Origin of the sequence: Paucibacter aquatile (assembly GCF_002885975.1) — a bacterium.
Taxonomy (GTDB): Bacteria; Pseudomonadota; Gammaproteobacteria; order Burkholderiales; family Burkholderiaceae_C; genus Paucibacter_A; species Paucibacter_A aquatilis.
The window spans coordinates 298938-313388 of record NZ_POSP01000003.1 but is presented as its reverse complement, the minus strand read 5'-3'; the positions used below and the strand labels follow the sequence as shown (position 1 = coordinate 313388).

Here is a 14451-nt window from a genome sequence, read left to right as displayed (position 1 = left end):
GGAAGCCGGCTTCGCCAAAGCACAGGGCAGGCTGCGCTCAGTGCAGCTGGGCGACGCGCTCGTCCTCGACCGTGGCCGGGCCGCTCGGCAGCTTGGGTGCTGCCATTGGCGTGCTGGCTGGGCGAGCGGGTACAGGTCGGCCCGCGGCCACGGCCTTGAGTTGCTCCTGCATGGCCAAGACTCGGCTGGTGTAGTTGCCTTCGTCGGGCAAATTGGCTGCACCCACGTAGTAGCGCAAGCCTTCCTCCACCGTGCCGGCTCGCTGGATGCACTCTTTCAGCACTTGAACACCGACACGCATATTGGTGATCGGATCGAAGGCCGCGAAATTGCCGCCGAACGCCTCGTACTTGTCGTTGTGCACTTGGGTCATCACCTGCATCAGACCCTGGGCGCCCACCGTGCTTTGTGCAAATGGGTTGAAGGCCGACTCGATGGCCATGATGGCCAGAATCAGGGTCGGTTCCACCCGAGCGCGCTGGCCGACCGCGTAGGCTTCTTGAACCAGGCGACTGATGGGTTCCGGTGCAACCTTGTAGCGCCGTGCCACCCACTGGGCGATGGCGGCCTGCTGGCGGGGTAGGTCCTTGGGGTCGACCGCCGTGGCGCGGGCGATCGCATCCGGTTCTTCGTTGCCGATCAAGGTGTTGCCATCGGCGATATTGCGGGCTTCTTGGCGGGCATGGAGCCAGCCTCGGGCCTGGCCTTCGAGTTGCTGGCGCAGTTCAGCCTGGCTGGCAAAGGTCAGGAGCACAGCCACCACGGCCAGGCCGACCAGGGCCAGGGTGTTGTGGCTGACGACCAGCAGGCCTTGGCCGATGTCCTTGATGAACAAGGACGCAGCGGCTCCGGTGCTGCGGGTCAGGGATAAAAGATCACGACGCGCTGTCATGCGACTCCTTTCTTCTCTTCCACAAATCAAGCATCCCGGCTGGTGCCAGGGGCTCAAGAGGTGGCAGTGATAATGGGCCGGCCCAGGTGGCGGGGCTTGCGGATTGCAGGCCTTCGCCGGGGCTGACGTCCATCGGCAGCGGGACGTCTTCACCCTCCCAGAGGCGAAGACACGGGTTAACCCTGAATGTTCAGGGCAGGCGGATTTTAAGGGTCAAAAATAACCCGTCAAGCTTGTTAACTGGTTTTTATATTACTGAATATTATGAAGTATCGTGACCTGCGCGACTTTATTGGCGGTTTAGAGGGCATGGGTGAGCTCAAACGGGTGAGCCAGCCGGTCTCCCCCGTCTTGGAGATGACGGCCCTCAGCGACCGGGTTTTGCGCGCCGAGGGACCAGCACTCTTGTTCGAGCAGCCCACCGGTCACACCATGCCGGTGCTCAGCAATTTGTTTGGCACGCCGCGTCGTGTGGCCCTGGGCATGGGGGCCGACAGCCTCGATGATTTGCGCCAGGTCGGCCATGTGCTGGCCAATCTGAAAGAGCCCGAACCGCCCAAGGGCGTCAAGGACGTCGGCCGTTTGCTGCAGATGATGAAAGCAGTCTGGGACATGAAACCCCAGACGGTGCGTCGCGCGGCGTGCCAGGAGATGGTGCTGCAGGGTGCCGACATCAACCTCAAGGACATCCCGATCCAGACGTGCTGGCCGGGTGATATCGGCCCTCTGATCACCTGGGGTTTGGTCATCACCCGGGGGCCGCAGTCGGTGCCCAAGCCGCGAGCGCGCCAGAACTTGGGGATCTACCGCCAGCAACTGATCGGACGGCGCCAGCTCATCATGCGCTGGCTCGCCCATCGCGGCGGCGCCTTGGATTTCCGCGAGTTTGCGCTGGCCAATCCGGGGCAGCCGTTTCCGATTGCGGTGGCGCTGGGCGCCGATCCCGCCACCATCTTGGGCGCCGTCACGCCGGTGCCCGACAGCTTGTCGGAGTACCAGTTCGCCGGACTGTTGCGGGGCTCACGCACCGAACTGGTGGACAGCGGCGTGGGTGAAGCCGGCCGCATGTTGCAAGTGCCTGCCAGCGCCGAGATCGTGCTGGAGGGGCATATCCCGCCGGCGGCTGCGGGCTTCACCGGTGCCAGCGAGGACGGCGTGCCGCTGAAAGAAAAGGGCGGCTACCTGCACGCGCTGGAGGGGCCGTACGGCGACCACACCGGTTATTACAACGAGCAGGATTGGTTCCCGGTGTTTGAAGTCAGCCGCCTGACAAGGCGCGAGCAGCCGATCTACCACTCGACCTACACCGGCAAGCCGCCCGATGAGCCGGCCATTCTGGGTGTGGCGCTGAATGAAGTGTTCGTGCCGATTCTGCAAAAGCAGTTCACCGAGATCGTTGATTTCTATCTGCCGCCCGAAGGCTGCAGCTACCGCATGGCGGTGATCTCGATTCGCAAAGCCTATCCCGGCCATGCCAAGCGGCTGATGTTCGGGCTCTGGAGCTTTTTGCGGCAGTTCATGTACACCAAGTTCATCGTCGTGGTGGATGAGGACATCAACATCCGCGACTGGAAGGAAGTGGTCTGGGCCATCACCACACGCATGGACCCGGTGCGTGACACCACCCTGGTGGACAGCACGCCGATCGACTACCTCGATTTCGCCTCGCCGGTCAGCGGTCTGGGCGGCAAGATGGGCCTGGATGCCACCAACAAATGGCCGGGTGAGACCAGCCGCGAGTGGGGCCGGGGCATCGTCATGACGCCCGAGGTGCAAGCGCGCGCCGATCAGCTGTTTGAAACCCTGTTCACATCCTCAGCCTCGGGTTTGTCCGGGGCTTGATGGCTTGAAAGCGAGCCGGGCCTCACCTAGTGTTGGGAGGCCTGTCTCAGGCACAACCTCTGGCGCAATCATTGCGCGCCAGGAGCCCTCGGGCACATCCCCCGAGAGCCCCATCGGTGGCGTCAGCCACCACACCCCTTCCCGGTTCAGGCCTGGAAGGGGTTTCTACTTCTGGGCTTGACGTTTTCCGCTGGGCGTCGCCGCTTCAGTGGCCCGCGGCCAGGGCAATGGCCTCGTAGATGACATAGCGCACCCGGGCATAGCCCTCGCTGGATGGCAACCAGGTGCTCAGTCGCCATGGGCCGTCCGGACGCAAGCCGGCTGGGGCAGGGATCAGGGTGATGGAGCCCGGCACGCCCTTGTCATTCATGGCTTCGCGAAAAGCGCGCAGCGCGCGCGGCAGATGCTGCTCATGCGTGACCAGCACCAGGGTGCGGATCTGGCGCTGCTGCAGATAGTCGAAGCTGAAGCGGGCGTTCTCGCGGGTGTCGCGCGAGCGGTCTTCGATCCAGGACAGGGGGTGTTGAAATTCATCGGCAGCGACGCGGCGGGCGATCTGGCCTTCGCTGAGCAGCTGGTCGCGCGCCTGCCAGCCGATGCCGCCCGAAAAGCCCAGCGGCGCCTGGATCTGCCGTGACAGCCAGATGCCCAGCCGCAGCCGGGGCAGGCCGTATTCATTGAGCGAGGGGCCCTGGTATTCCGGCGCCCACTGGCGTGCACCGCCGCCGAGCACCAGCACGGCCACGCCGCCGTCCTTCGCTTGCAGCTGGCGCAGCCGGGCGATCTCCGCCCGGTCCAGGGCGGGCGGGGTGTTCAGCCATTGCTGGCTCAAAAAACGTCCGAAGCCTTCGCAACCACTGAGCCAGACCGCGATCACGGTCGCGAACAGGAGCAGCCAGCCACGACGCCGGCGTCCTTTTTGCAACTGCCAGCCGCCTGCGATGGCCAGGGCCATGAACACCATGGGTGCCTGCACCAGGCTCATGGCCAGCGGCTTCAAGTTTGGGGTCAACAAGCTCCAATCCACCTTCGCTCCACCTCGATTTCCACACCTGTTGTCGAATTGATTCTGTTTCGCCGGTGCGCATCATCGCTGCATGTGGGCATGAGCCCGTCGTCGGCGGGTGCGGGTCGGCTCGGCTATGCTCGCGCCGACTCGTTTGTCTCCCCCATACCTTCGCTGTGACGCGACCCGACACCATGAACAGCTCCATCCCTTCCTCCTTGCAACGCATCACCCTCGGTGGCGGCTGTTTCTGGTGCACTGAGGCCGTGTTTGAGCAGGTGCGCGGCGTGCATGCGGTGCAGTCGGGCTACTGCAATGGCCCGGTTGAGAACCCGTCCTACGAGCAGGTCTGCTCGGGCCAGACGGGCCATGCGGAAGTGGTGCGCGTCGATTTCGATCCGTCTGTGGTCAGCCTGCGCGAGTTGCTGGAGGTGTTCTTTGTCATCCACGACCCGACCTCGCTCAATCGCCAGGGCGCCGATGTCGGCACGCAGTACCGATCGGGTATCTACACCCATTCAACTGAGCAGGCGGCGCAAGCCCGCCAGGTATGGGATGAAGCCCAGGCCGCCCATCAGGGCCGGGTGGTGACGGAACTTCTGCCCGAGCAGAACTACTGGCCGGCCGAGGCCTACCACCAGCATTACTACGCCCGCAACCCTGGCCAGGGTTACTGCGCTTTCGTCGTGGCCGGCAAGGTCGAGAAGTTCCGCAAGACCTTTGCGCGCCTGCTGCGCCCGGCCGATTGACGCATCACGTGCACAAACACCTGCGGAGCGCTTGGCGTCGATGAGTATTCAATGGTCCGGGCTCAGCCACCACTACGCGGGTGGCGCCAGCCCCGTCGTTTTTCCTGATTTTTCGCTGCCGACCGGACGGCATTTGCTGCTGCGAGGCCCCTCGGGCAGCGGCAAGTCCACCTTGCTGGCCCTGATGGCCGGTCTGCTGACGCCGAGCGCGGGCCGCATCCAGATGGCTGGCACCGAGCTGAGTGCGCTGAATGCGCGCCAGCGGGATGCCTGGCGCGGCGCGCAGCTGGGCTTTGTGCCGCAGCGCCTGCACCTCAGTGCCAGCCTCAGCGTGCTGGACAACCTGGCTCTGCCCTTCATCAGCGCTGGCTTGCCGCCCCAGCCTGAGCGTGCCTTGGCTTTGATGCAGCAGCTGGGTTTGCAAGGCCTGGCCGCGCGCCTGCCGCACCATCTGAGCGTGGGGCAGGCGCAGCGGGTCGCCCTGGCGCGGGCCTTGATGCGGCAGCCGGCGCTCTTGCTGGCCGATGAGCCCAGCGCCAGTCTGGACGATGCCCATGCGCAGCAGGTCTTGCACTTGCTGCTCGAGGTCGCTGCGGCGCAGGGCGTCAGCTTGATCCTGGCCACGCACGACGGCCGTCTGGTCCAGCCGCTGGCGGGCAGGGCGGATTGGTCGCTGCTGGATTTGGCGGCGGGCCGCGCGGGCGAGGTGCAGGCATGAGCGCCCTGATTCGCCTGGCCTGGCGGTATCTCTGGGCGCAGCCACTGACGGCCGGCCTGAATCTCTTGCTCCTGAGCCTGGGCCTGGCGGCGATCAGCTTTGTGCTCCTGGTCAGCGAGCAGATCGAGGCGGGTGTGCGCCGTGATCTGGCCGGCATCGATCTGGTGGTCGGCGCCAAAGGCAGCCCCATGCAGATCATGCTTTCGGGCGTGTTTCATCTCGATGTGCCCACCGGCAACATTCCGCTGGCCACACTCAAGACCTTGCGTGCGCAGCCCCTGGTCGCACGCGCCGTGCCCCTGTCGTTGGGTGACAGCCTGCGTGGCTTTCGCATCGTGGGCACGGAGCGCAGCTATCTGGATCTGTACGGCGCCAGCCTGGCTCAGGGGCAGGCGTGGAACGGGCCGATGCAGGCCGTGCTCGGTGCCGAGGTCGCACAGCGCACCGGCCTGGGCCTGGGCGCATCGTTTGCCGGCAGCCACGGCCTGGGCGAGCAGGGGGATGCGCACGAGGGCAGCGGCTACATCGTGACCGGCATCCTGAAACCCACAGGCACCGTGATCGACCGCCTGGTGCTGACCGATCTGGCCTCCGTCTGGCAGGTTCACGAGGCCCACCATGGCGAGGCGCATGAGGCGCATGAGGCGGAGGACAGGAATGAGGCCCAGCGCGAGGTCACCTTGATCCTGCTCAGCTATCGCAGCCCGCTGGCGGCCATCAGCCTGCCGCGCTGGGTCAATGCCCAGCCGGGCCTGCAGGCGGCAGCGCCGGCGCTGGAAACCGCGCGCTTGCTGCGCATGGTGGGGGCGGGCACCGAGGTCTTGCGCGGCTTTGCGTGGGTGCTGCTGCTGGCGGCGGGCTTGTCGGTGTTCGTGGCCTTGCTCAATGCCGTCCGGGCCCGGCAGGCGGATCTGGCCATGATGCGCATGCTGGGCGCGCCACCGTGGCGGGTGGCGGTGCTGGTGGGGCTGGAGGCGGCGATTCTGGCGGCACTGGCCTGTGTCATCGGCCTTGGCCTGGGGCATGGTCTGTGCGAGATCCTGGGCCGGGTGCTGGCCGAGCGCCAGAGCCTGCGCCTGACCGGCGCCTGGTTCTCGAGCTGGGAGTGGGGCCTGCCCCTGCTTGCCGCGGCGCTGGCCCTGCTGGCCTCGGCCTGGCCGGCCTGGCGCGCTTACCGGCTGGATGTCAGTGAATTGCTGCAGGCGCCGCGCTGAAGCGATGCCGCTGCAGGCACAATGCCGCACTCGATCCGAATCGCCATGAACCGAACTGTGCTTCTTGTGAACACTCTGTCCCGCTCCGCGTTTGCGGCACGCCGCCACCTGCTGATGCTGGGCTTGGCCTTGTGCTGCGCTGGGGTGCAGGCGCAGGTGCCGGCTCAGGTGCCAGCCATCGGTCAAGGGCCGGGCTATCACGACCCGCGCAGCCCCTTCAAGCCGCTGCAGGAGCGCGAAGGCGTGCTGTCCTGGAGCCTGCTGTCCTCGGTGAGCACCAAGGCGGAGAAAAACCGGCTGGTGCCGACCTTTCCCGCTCCGGTGCAGGCGCTGAACCAGAAGAAGGTCAAGGTTCAGGGTTTCATGATGCCGCTGGAGCCGGGCGACAAGCAGCGCCACTTTTTGTTGTCTTCGGTGCCCACCTCCTGCTCGTTTTGCGTGCCGGCCGGTGCCGAGGGTTTGATTGAAGTCTTTACTCAGCAGCCGGTGCGCTACACCCTGGAGCCGGTGCTGGTCGAGGGCGTGCTGGCCGTGCTCAGCGACGACCCTTACGGTCTGTTCTACCGCATCAACGGTGGCCAAGGTCTGGGCGCGCCTTGAGCTCAGGCCCGAACCTGATCGACTGAACCCATGAGCCGCAGCTCCCAGACATCAGCCCGCAGCGCCCCGGCGCTGCGCTGGCCGCTGGCTCAGGCCTGGCGGGTCTGGGCGCTGCTGGCCTTGATGCTGGCCTTCCAGGGCCTGGGGCAATCGCACCGGGTGCTGCACAGCGCCGGCTTCGCGCGGGCCCTGGTGCCGCTGGCTTCGCTGGCGCCGGCCAGCGCTGTGTCGGATGCCCAGACCGCCCGGATGACGTCCGGCGAGGGCTGGGGTCACACACGCGGCGAGCTGATTTGCTTGCTGCTTGACCAGCTCAGCCACGACCACGCGCCCCTGGCCTTGCCCGCGGTGGCGCTTCAAGACGCTGTGTTCGCGAGGCCCGATGCGGCTCCGGTGGCGTCCTTGCACCTGGCGGCGTACTGGAAGCGCGCCGCCCGCGGCCCGCCTTCGGTGGCCTGAGCGAACTCCCTTTTTCGCCTCGACCGCGCAAGGTTCCGCGTGTTGGCCGCTGTGTTCAGCGGCGACCGTCTTTGTGACCTGCGTTCGGATCGAGATGGGCTTCGCGCGCATCCCATCTGGGTTTGTCCGAGCCCCGTTCCTCCGGTCATGTTTCGTGTCCACGAGTCCGCATGCAAGCGGACCGTCGGCACGAGCGCCAGAAAGTTTTCCGATCATGAGCACCGCTTCCGTTTTTGCCCCGCGGCCCTTGGCCCTGGGAGCCGCACTCCTGTGTCTGAGTCTGTCCAGCCAGGCCCAAACAGCCTCGATCGCTCCATCTCAGACTGCAGTCACGGCGGGTCCCGCTGGCGCGCTGGCCGCTGCGCCGTCCGCAGCCGGCAGCACCGAGCACCTGGGCCGTGTCCAACTGACCGGCAACCCCTTGCGCAGCCAGCAGCTGACCCAAGCCAACAGCGCGCTCAGCGGCGATGTGCTGAGCCTGCGCCGAGCCTCCTCGCTGGGCGAGACCCTCGATGGCCTGCCCGGCGTCTCGGCCAGCTACTTCGGCCCCAACAGCAACCGGCCCACCATCCGTGGCCTGGATGGCGACCGGGTGCGCATGCTGAACAACTCCGGCGCCTCGGTCGATGCCTCCAGCCTGAGTTTTGACCATGCCGTGCCGACCGACCCCTTGGTCATCGACCGGGTCGAGGTGTTGCGCGGTGCGGCCGCCTTGCTCTACGGCGGCAACGCCATCGGTGGTGTGGTCAACACCTTGGACAACCGCATCCCCAAGGCCATGCAGCCCGGCTTGAGCGGTGCGGCGGAAGTGCGCTTCGGCGGCCCGGCGCAAGAGCGCAACGGCGCCGTGGTGCTGGACGGTGGTGTCGGCTCGGGCAGCCAAGGCTGGGCCTGGCATGCCGACCTGGCCGGCCGTCGGGCCTCCAACCAAAGCGCCCCGCGCTTCACCGCCGAGGGTGAAAGCGCCACCGAGGTGCGCAACTCCGCGGCGCGCAGCCACGGCGGCGCGGTGGGCGGTTCCTACATCTTCGCCCAGGGCTATGCCGGGCTGTCGCTGGAGGACTATCACAACGACTACGGCGTGACGGTCGAGCCCGATGTGCAGATCCAGATGCAACGCCAGCGCGCGGCCACGGCCGGCGAATGGCGTTTCGCCCCGGGCAGCGGCGCGGCCGAACTGTTTCGCCGGGTGAGCTGGAACGCCAGCAGCAGCCGCTACCAACATCAGGAGGTGGAAGGCTCGGGTGAGGTGGGCACGGTGTTCAAGAACCGCGGCAAGGACCTGCGCTTGGAACTGGAGCATGCGCCCTTGGGCGCGAGTGCTGCCGTCAAGGGCATGCTGGGCCTGCAGATGGAGCGCAGCGACTTCTCTGCCATCGGCGCTGAAGCCCTGGTGCCCAGCTCGCAGACGCGCAGCAGTGCGGTCTTCTTGCTGGAGCAATACTCAGCCGGCCCGCTGACCCTGGAGGCGGGCGCGCGTGCGGAATCGGTGCGCGTCAACTCGGCCGGTGATGCGGCCGATGCCGAAGAGCCGCGTTTTGGCGCTGCCAGCAGCCAGCGCTTCAAGCCACGCAGCCTGAGCTTGAGCGGCAGCTATCGCCTGAGCGAGGCCTTCAGCCTCAATGCCCAGGTCAACAGCAGCCAGCGCGCCCCCATGTTCTATGAGTTGCATGCGCAAGGCGTGCATGTGGCCAGCGGCGCCTACGAGCGCGGTGACGTCAATCTCGGGCTGGAACGTGCCAAGGGTGTGGACTTTGGCCTGGAATGGAAGCAGGCCGAAAACTTCGTGCGCTTGAACCTGTACCGCACGCGCTTTGCCAGCTATATCGCCCTCGACGCCACGGGTGAGGAGTTTGAAGACGAAGGCGAGCGCTTCCCGGTCTATGCCTTCAAATCGGTTCCGGCCGTGCTGACCGGCTTCGAACTGGAAGGTCACTGGCATTTGCCGGCTCAGCTGCTGCCGGGCACGCAGTTCGCGGTCTCGGCCACGCTGGATGGCGTGCGTGGCCATAACCGGCAGACCGGTGAAGCCTTGCCTCGTCTGGCGCCGCTGCGCGCCAGCCTGGCGCTGGACGCCAACCAGGGCCCGTGGACGGCCCGCGCTGAGTGGCGCTTGAGTGCGCGGCAGAACCGTGTGCCGGCCCTGGACCATGCCACGGCCGGTTACGGTGTGCTCAAACTGAGCCTGTCACGACAGCTGCGCATCGGCAACAACGAGGCGCTCTGGTATCTGAAGCTCGACAATGTGGGCAATCAACTGGCCTACAGCGCCAGTTCGGTGGCCACCATCCGCGAGCTCAGCCCGCTGCCGGGCCGCAGCCTGCACACCGGCTTGCAGCTGCGCTTCTGAGCGAGCGCCGCCTCGAGCTTGTTAAGGGGGCAGGGGCTCAGGGGGCCAGGCGCTCCTTGAGCCACTGGCCGTCAGCTTGAAGGCGGTAGCTGAGGCGGTCATGCAGGCGCGACTTGCGCCCCTGCCAGAACTCCCAGCGCTCGGGCACCAGGCGGTAGCCGCCCCAGTGCGGCGGGCGGGCGGGGTTCAGGCCGTGCTGCACGGCGGCCTTGGCGGCGTTGGCCACCAGCACGCCGCGCGAGCTGATCACCTGGCTCTGCGGCGAGGCCCAGGCGCCCAGGCGTGAGTCCAACGGGCGGGAGTGGAAGTAGGCGTCCGATTCCTCGTCGCTGACCTTCTCGACCCGGCCCTCGATGCGCACCACCCGCTCCAGCTCCACCCAATGGAACTGCAGGGCGGCAAAAGGATGGATCGCCAGCTCCTGGCCTTTGCGGCTTTGGTAGTTGGTGAACCAGACGATGCCGCGCTCGTCATAACTCTTGATGAGCACGATGCGGGTGGATGGGCGGCCGTCGGCGCCCACCGTGGCCACGGTCATGGCATTGGGTTCGGGCACCCGGCTGGCCAGGGCGTGATCCAGCCATTGCTTGAACTGGCTCAGGGGCTCGTTCGCGGCCATGGCCTCGTCGAGCTCGCCTTGCTCGTAGCTCTTGCGCAGGTCGGCCAGGGATTCGGGTTTGCTGTGGTTGCTGCTGTTCATGCGCAGAGTATCGGCCCAGAGCGGGCGCTGGTACTTGCTCTGACGGTAGAACACCTTAAGTGATGGCCCCATTGCGCACAGCCGGGCCCGGGCGGCATGCTTGCGGCACTGTGCAGCCCGGCGTGTCGATCGGGCAGCGCCCGAGCCGAGGGGCTTTTTGAAGGATTTGATCTGATGACACATCGGCGACCGGCTGTCGTCGTGCTCGCGGCAGGACGCGGCATGAGATTCACCGGCCAAGGGCACAAGCTGGCGCAGCGCCTGGGTGCCGGCCAAGACCCGCTGCTGGATACGGTGCTGGCCCGCACCGTGGCGCATGCCTTGGCGACCGAGCTGCGGGTGGTGGTGGTGACCACACCGGCCCTGGCCGGCAGCCTGGAGCAGCTGGTGGCCGAGCGCGATGTCGTGGTGCTGCCGGAGCTGGACAGCCAAGGCCGCCCCAGTCCCGTGGGCATGGGCCACTCGATTGCGGCCGGCGTCAGTGCCAGCGGCGATTCCGAAGGCTGGTTGATTGTGCCGGCCGACATGCCCCTGCTGCGGCCTGAGACCATGACTGCGGTGGCCGTTGCGCTGAGCAGTTATCCCGTCGCCTACGCCCAGTACCGCGGCCGCCAGGGCCACCCGGTGGGCTTCAGTGCCGAGCTGTTCTCCGAGCTGGTTGATCTGCATGGCGACGAGGGCGCGCGCCGCATCATGGCGCGGTACCCCTCGCAGGCGGTGGATGTAGACGATCCCGGTGTGCTGCTCGATGTCGACACGGTGGCCGATTTGCAGCGGGTCAAGGCCCAGGTCAGCGCCTGATCGGCGCCAGGGTTTCGCACAGGCCGTGGGTGGCGGCCAGATGCAGCTGCCGCTCAAGTTCGCGGTCATGGATGCCGTGCGCGCGCAGGCCCAGCACGCAGCGCTGCAGATAGTCCAGGGTGCTGCCGTAACGGCCGCGAGCATGGCGCAGGATATGCAGCAAGGCGGCATCGTCCAGCGGGCCGACCCGGGCCGGGCTGTTGCGCTTGAGCGTGAAGCTCAGCGCCAAACGGGGGCCGGCCTTTGTGTGGCAATGCAGCCAACGCGGCGTGTACGAGCCCACCACCATCTCGCGCACCCAGAGCTCGTCCAGGACCCGCGCGCTGTGCTCGGGCGCCACCCGGTAGACCAGGCCGCGGCAGCTGCCGCCGGGCAGCAGGGTCAGCACCAGGCCGGGTTGTTCGCGATTGCCACGGTTGGACAGGCTGCGCAGGCGCAGCGCGCGGTGGTAGCCCTGGACCCGCGCCGGCCATTGCTCGGCCGCTTCAAAGCCCGGGCGCCAGATCAGCGAGCCGTAGGCGAAGAGCAGCAGGCCTTGTTCGCGGCACCACGTTTTGCGCGCCTCTTGCAGCAAGTCCTGGCTGTGAGCGGGCAGGGCGGCCAGGGCCTGCTCCAGAGGCAGGACTTCGCGCCATGCCGCATCACGGGCGGCGGCGTCGAGAGAAGGCGAGTGAGGGTTCATCAGGGCAGTCATCCTGCCACAGGCTCGCGCCGCGCGCGGCAGCTGTGACAATCGCGGCAGCTTTTCCGCAGCAGCTTCCCGCGGCCTCTGTCTCGACCTCGCCTCATGTTCAACACCTGTTTCCGGTCTTTCGCTCTGCTCCTGCTGATCGGCCTGTCGCTGCTGACGGCGCGGGCGGCCGAGCCCCTGAGTTCACCCACCCTGCGCAAGATCCGCGACACGGGCGTGATCGTGCTCGGCTACCGCGTGGCCTCGGCGCCGTTTTCCTACCTTGATGCCGATCTCAAGCCGGTGGGTTACTCGATCGAGTTGTGCGAGCGGGTGGTCCAGGCGGTGCGTGAGCGATTGCAGCTGCCGGAGCTGGAAGCCAAGATGGTCAGCGTCAGTTCGGCCACCCGCATGCCTATGGTGGCCAATGGTGCGGTCGATCTGGAGTGCGGCATCACCACCCACACGGCCGAGCGCCAGCGCATCCAGGCGTTTTCTCTGACCACTTTTGTGGCCGAGACCCGCCTGCTGTCCAAGCGCCAGCAGCCGATCCGCAGTGTGGAAGATTTGCGCGGCCAGCCGGTGGCGTCCACCATCGCCACCACCAGCATCCAGTTCCTGCACCAGCTCAACCAGACCCGCGAGCTGGACATGAAGATCCTGGTAGGCCAGGACGACAAGGACGCCTTCCGCCTGCTGCAGACCGGCCGTGCCGTGGCCTATGCCATGGACGATGTGCTGCTGCGCACCTGGCTGGCCGGCAGCGGCCGGCCCCAGGACTACCTGATCTCCGAGGCGTCTTTTTCGATCGAGCCCTATGCCCTGGGCTTGGCGCAGGGCGATCCGGGCTTCAAGCAGCTGGTCGATGAGGTTCTGCGGGCCTTGTTCCGCAGCGGCGAGATCCGCCGCATCTACCAGCGCTGGTTCGAGAGCCCGCTGCCGGGTTCGGGACTGAATCTGCGCCTGCCCATGAGCCCTGCGTTTCAGCGCCTGATCGAGCAGCCCAGCGATTCGCCCGATCCAGCGCATTACCGCTGAAACTGGCGGTCATTGCTTCAGTTCGATCTGAAGCGTTCCAGGTCGATGCCGTGGCGGTGCAGCTTGTCGTACAGCGTCTTCTTGGCCGTGCCCAGCAGCTCCATGGCCGCGGGCACCTTGCCCTGGCAGCGTTGCAGGGCCTGCTCGATGAGTGCCTTCTCCACCTGGTCCATCTGCTGGGCCAGGGTGGCTTGCGGCTCGGGCGTGGGGGCGCTGGTGCCCTCGAAACCGCCAATGTCCAGCACAAAGCGGTCGGCCGCATTGCGCACCTCGCGCACATTGCCGGGCCAGTCATGGGCCATCAGTTCGCGCAGGCGTTGCGGGCTCAGCTCGGGCGCGCTGCGCTCGTAGCGGGCGCAGGCCTGGTTGACGAAGTGCTGGAACAGCAGCGGAATGTCCTCGCGCCGCTCGCGCAGCGGCGGCAGTGAGAGGGTGGCGACATTGAGCCGGTAGTAGAGGTCGCCGCGGAACAGCTGCTGTTCGCTCAGGGCGCGCAGATCGGCCTTGGTGGCGGCGATCACGCGCACATTGATGGGCAGCTCCTCGTTCGAGCCCAGGCGCTCGACGCGCCGCTCCTGCAGCACGCGCAGCAGCTTGATCTGCAGCAGCATGGGCATGGTCTCGATCTCGTCCAGCAGCAAGGTGCCGCCGTTGGCATGCTCGATCTTGCCGATGCGGCGCTTGGACGATGAGGTGAAAGCGCCCGGCTCATGGCCGAACAACTCGCTCTCGAACAAGGCCTCGGGCAGGCCGCCACAGTTGATGGCGACGAAGTTGCGGTCGCGGCGCCGGCTCTCGTCGTGCAGGCAGCGCGCCACCAGCTCCTTGCCGGTGCCGGTCTCGCCCAGAATCATCACATCGGCCGAGGTATCGGCCAGGTTCAGCACCTGGCGCCGCACCTGCTGCATGGCGGCCGAATTGCCCAGCAGCACCGCCTCCATGCCGCTGCGCCGCTGCAGCTGGCCGCGCAGCTCGTCCACCGCCACGCGCAGCACGCGCTTGTCCAGGGCGCGGCGCACGGCGTCGAGAAAGCGTTCAGGCGCAAAAGGCTTTTCGATGAAATCGTAAGCGCCCGTGCGCATGGCCCGCACGGCCATGGCCACATCGCCATGGGCGGTGACCAGCACCACCGGGATTTCGGGGTCGGTGGCCATGACATGGTCGAGCAGGCCCAGGCCGTCCATGCCCGGCAGGCGCACATCGGTGACCACGATCAGCTGCGCCCCGGCCTGGATATGGGGCAGGGCCTCTTCGGCGCTGGCACAGGCCTGCACCTCCAGGCCCTCCAGCTCCAGGGTCTGGCTCAGGCTGGCCCGCACCGGCGGATCGTCTTCGACAAAGAGGACTTTGAATCCCTCGAACATGGATGGGTAGCTTTCCGGGTGAAGAGGTGAACGGGTGAATGGGTGAGC

The 14451-nt window shown here is 66.7% G+C and carries 14 protein-coding genes; 9 read left to right on the top strand and 5 right to left on the bottom strand.

What is annotated here, in order from left to right:
• Positions 1–37 precede the first annotated feature (37 nt).
• On the bottom strand, positions 38–892 hold the full coding sequence (locus tag C1O66_RS04720; protein ID WP_102766833.1) for a lytic transglycosylase domain-containing protein: 855 nt from the start codon (positions 890–892) through the stop codon (positions 38–40).
• A gap of 264 nt (positions 893–1156) precedes the next feature.
• Between C1O66_RS04720 and ubiD the strand changes: the two genes are divergently transcribed.
• A complete protein-coding gene (gene ubiD / locus C1O66_RS04715) occupies positions 1157–2734 on the top strand; it encodes a 4-hydroxy-3-polyprenylbenzoate decarboxylase (protein ID WP_102766832.1) in 1578 nt (525 codons plus the stop codon).
• A gap of 205 nt (positions 2735–2939) precedes the next feature.
• Here ubiD and C1O66_RS04710 read toward each other — a convergent pair whose 3' ends face one another.
• Entirely contained in the window at positions 2940–3749 is an 810-nt protein-coding gene (locus C1O66_RS04710) for a YdcF family protein (RefSeq protein ID WP_133155105.1), read from the bottom strand.
• 185 nt (positions 3750–3934) lie between these two features.
• Here C1O66_RS04710 and msrA point away from each other — a divergent pair, with 185 nt between their 5' ends.
• The 6 genes from msrA (at position 3935) to C1O66_RS04680 (ending at position 9830) form a co-directional block, all read left to right on the top strand.
• Positions 3935–4489: a peptide-methionine (S)-S-oxide reductase MsrA gene (msrA, locus tag C1O66_RS04705; RefSeq protein WP_102766830.1), complete on the top strand. Its 555-nt coding sequence runs from the start codon at positions 3935–3937 to the stop codon at positions 4487–4489.
• A 40-nt stretch (positions 4490–4529) separates the two neighbouring features.
• A complete protein-coding gene (locus C1O66_RS04700; protein ID WP_102766829.1) occupies positions 4530–5207 on the top strand; it encodes an ABC transporter ATP-binding protein in 678 nt (225 codons plus the stop codon).
• Positions 5204–6421: an FtsX-like permease family protein gene (locus C1O66_RS04695; protein WP_102766828.1), complete on the top strand. Its 1218-nt coding sequence runs from the start codon at positions 5204–5206 to the stop codon at positions 6419–6421. Before C1O66_RS04700 ends, C1O66_RS04695 begins: the two co-directional genes overlap by 4 nt.
• 66 nt (positions 6422–6487) lie before the next feature.
• Positions 6488–7021: a DUF3299 domain-containing protein gene (locus tag C1O66_RS04690; protein WP_243392707.1), complete on the top strand. Its 534-nt coding sequence runs from the start codon at positions 6488–6490 to the stop codon at positions 7019–7021.
• A 30-nt stretch (positions 7022–7051) separates the two neighbouring features.
• A complete protein-coding gene (locus tag C1O66_RS04685; RefSeq protein ID WP_102766826.1) occupies positions 7052–7480 on the top strand; it encodes a hypothetical protein in 429 nt (142 codons plus the stop codon).
• A gap of 214 nt (positions 7481–7694) precedes the next feature.
• Positions 7695–9830, top strand: a complete 2136-nt coding sequence (locus C1O66_RS04680; RefSeq protein WP_102766825.1) for a TonB-dependent receptor — start codon at positions 7695–7697, stop codon at positions 9828–9830.
• Between the two features lie 37 nt (positions 9831–9867).
• Here C1O66_RS04680 and pdxH read toward each other — a convergent pair whose 3' ends face one another.
• The gene (pdxH, locus tag C1O66_RS04675) at positions 9868–10530 is read right to left on the bottom strand and encodes a pyridoxamine 5'-phosphate oxidase (protein ID WP_102769466.1); all 663 of its coding nucleotides are present in this window, start codon (positions 10528–10530) and stop codon (positions 9868–9870) included.
• Positions 10531–10752: 222 nt separating this feature from the next.
• Here pdxH and C1O66_RS04670 point away from each other — a divergent pair, with 222 nt between their 5' ends.
• Entirely contained in the window at positions 10753–11331 is a 579-nt protein-coding gene (locus C1O66_RS04670) for a nucleotidyltransferase family protein (RefSeq protein ID WP_243392706.1), read from the top strand.
• On the opposite strand, the gene C1O66_RS04665 is transcribed toward C1O66_RS04670, so the two are convergent.
• Positions 11321–12013, bottom strand: coding sequence for a gamma-glutamylcyclotransferase (locus C1O66_RS04665; protein ID WP_102769465.1), 693 nt, complete (start codon positions 12011–12013; stop codon positions 11321–11323). The two genes, C1O66_RS04670 and C1O66_RS04665, sit on opposite strands and share 11 nt — an antisense overlap.
• Positions 12014–12118: 105 nt before the next feature.
• Between C1O66_RS04665 and C1O66_RS04660 the strand changes: the two genes are divergently transcribed.
• Entirely contained in the window at positions 12119–13039 is a 921-nt protein-coding gene (locus tag C1O66_RS04660; RefSeq protein WP_102766823.1) for an amino acid ABC transporter substrate-binding protein, read from the top strand.
• Between the two features lie 17 nt (positions 13040–13056).
• Here C1O66_RS04660 and C1O66_RS04655 read toward each other — a convergent pair whose 3' ends face one another.
• Entirely contained in the window at positions 13057–14403 is a 1347-nt protein-coding gene (locus C1O66_RS04655) for a sigma-54-dependent transcriptional regulator (protein ID WP_102766822.1), read from the bottom strand.
• Positions 14404–14451: the final 48 nt, after the last annotated feature.

Coding starts and splice junctions, on each gene's coding strand:
- C1O66_RS04720 (WP_102766833.1), bottom strand. CDS start 892: ATGACAGCGCGTCGTGATCTTTTATCCCTGACCCGCAGCACCGGAGCC.
- ubiD (WP_102766832.1), top strand. CDS start 1,157: ATGAAGTATCGTGACCTGCGCGACTTTATTGGCGGTTTAGAGGGCATG.
- msrA (WP_102766830.1), top strand. CDS start 3,935: ATGAACAGCTCCATCCCTTCCTCCTTGCAACGCATCACCCTCGGTGGC.
- C1O66_RS04700 (WP_102766829.1), top strand. CDS start 4,530: ATGAGTATTCAATGGTCCGGGCTCAGCCACCACTACGCGGGTGGCGCC.
- C1O66_RS04695 (WP_102766828.1), top strand. CDS start 5,204: ATGAGCGCCCTGATTCGCCTGGCCTGGCGGTATCTCTGGGCGCAGCCA.
- C1O66_RS04685 (WP_102766826.1), top strand. CDS start 7,052: ATGAGCCGCAGCTCCCAGACATCAGCCCGCAGCGCCCCGGCGCTGCGC.
- C1O66_RS04680 (WP_102766825.1), top strand. CDS start 7,695: ATGAGCACCGCTTCCGTTTTTGCCCCGCGGCCCTTGGCCCTGGGAGCC.
- pdxH (WP_102769466.1), bottom strand. CDS start 10,530: ATGAACAGCAGCAACCACAGCAAACCCGAATCCCTGGCCGACCTGCGC.
- C1O66_RS04670 (WP_243392706.1), top strand. CDS start 10,753: ATGAGATTCACCGGCCAAGGGCACAAGCTGGCGCAGCGCCTGGGTGCC.
- C1O66_RS04665 (WP_102769465.1), bottom strand. CDS start 12,013: ATGAACCCTCACTCGCCTTCTCTCGACGCCGCCGCCCGTGATGCGGCA.
- C1O66_RS04660 (WP_102766823.1), top strand. CDS start 12,119: ATGTTCAACACCTGTTTCCGGTCTTTCGCTCTGCTCCTGCTGATCGGC.
- C1O66_RS04655 (WP_102766822.1), bottom strand. CDS start 14,403: ATGTTCGAGGGATTCAAAGTCCTCTTTGTCGAAGACGATCCGCCGGTG.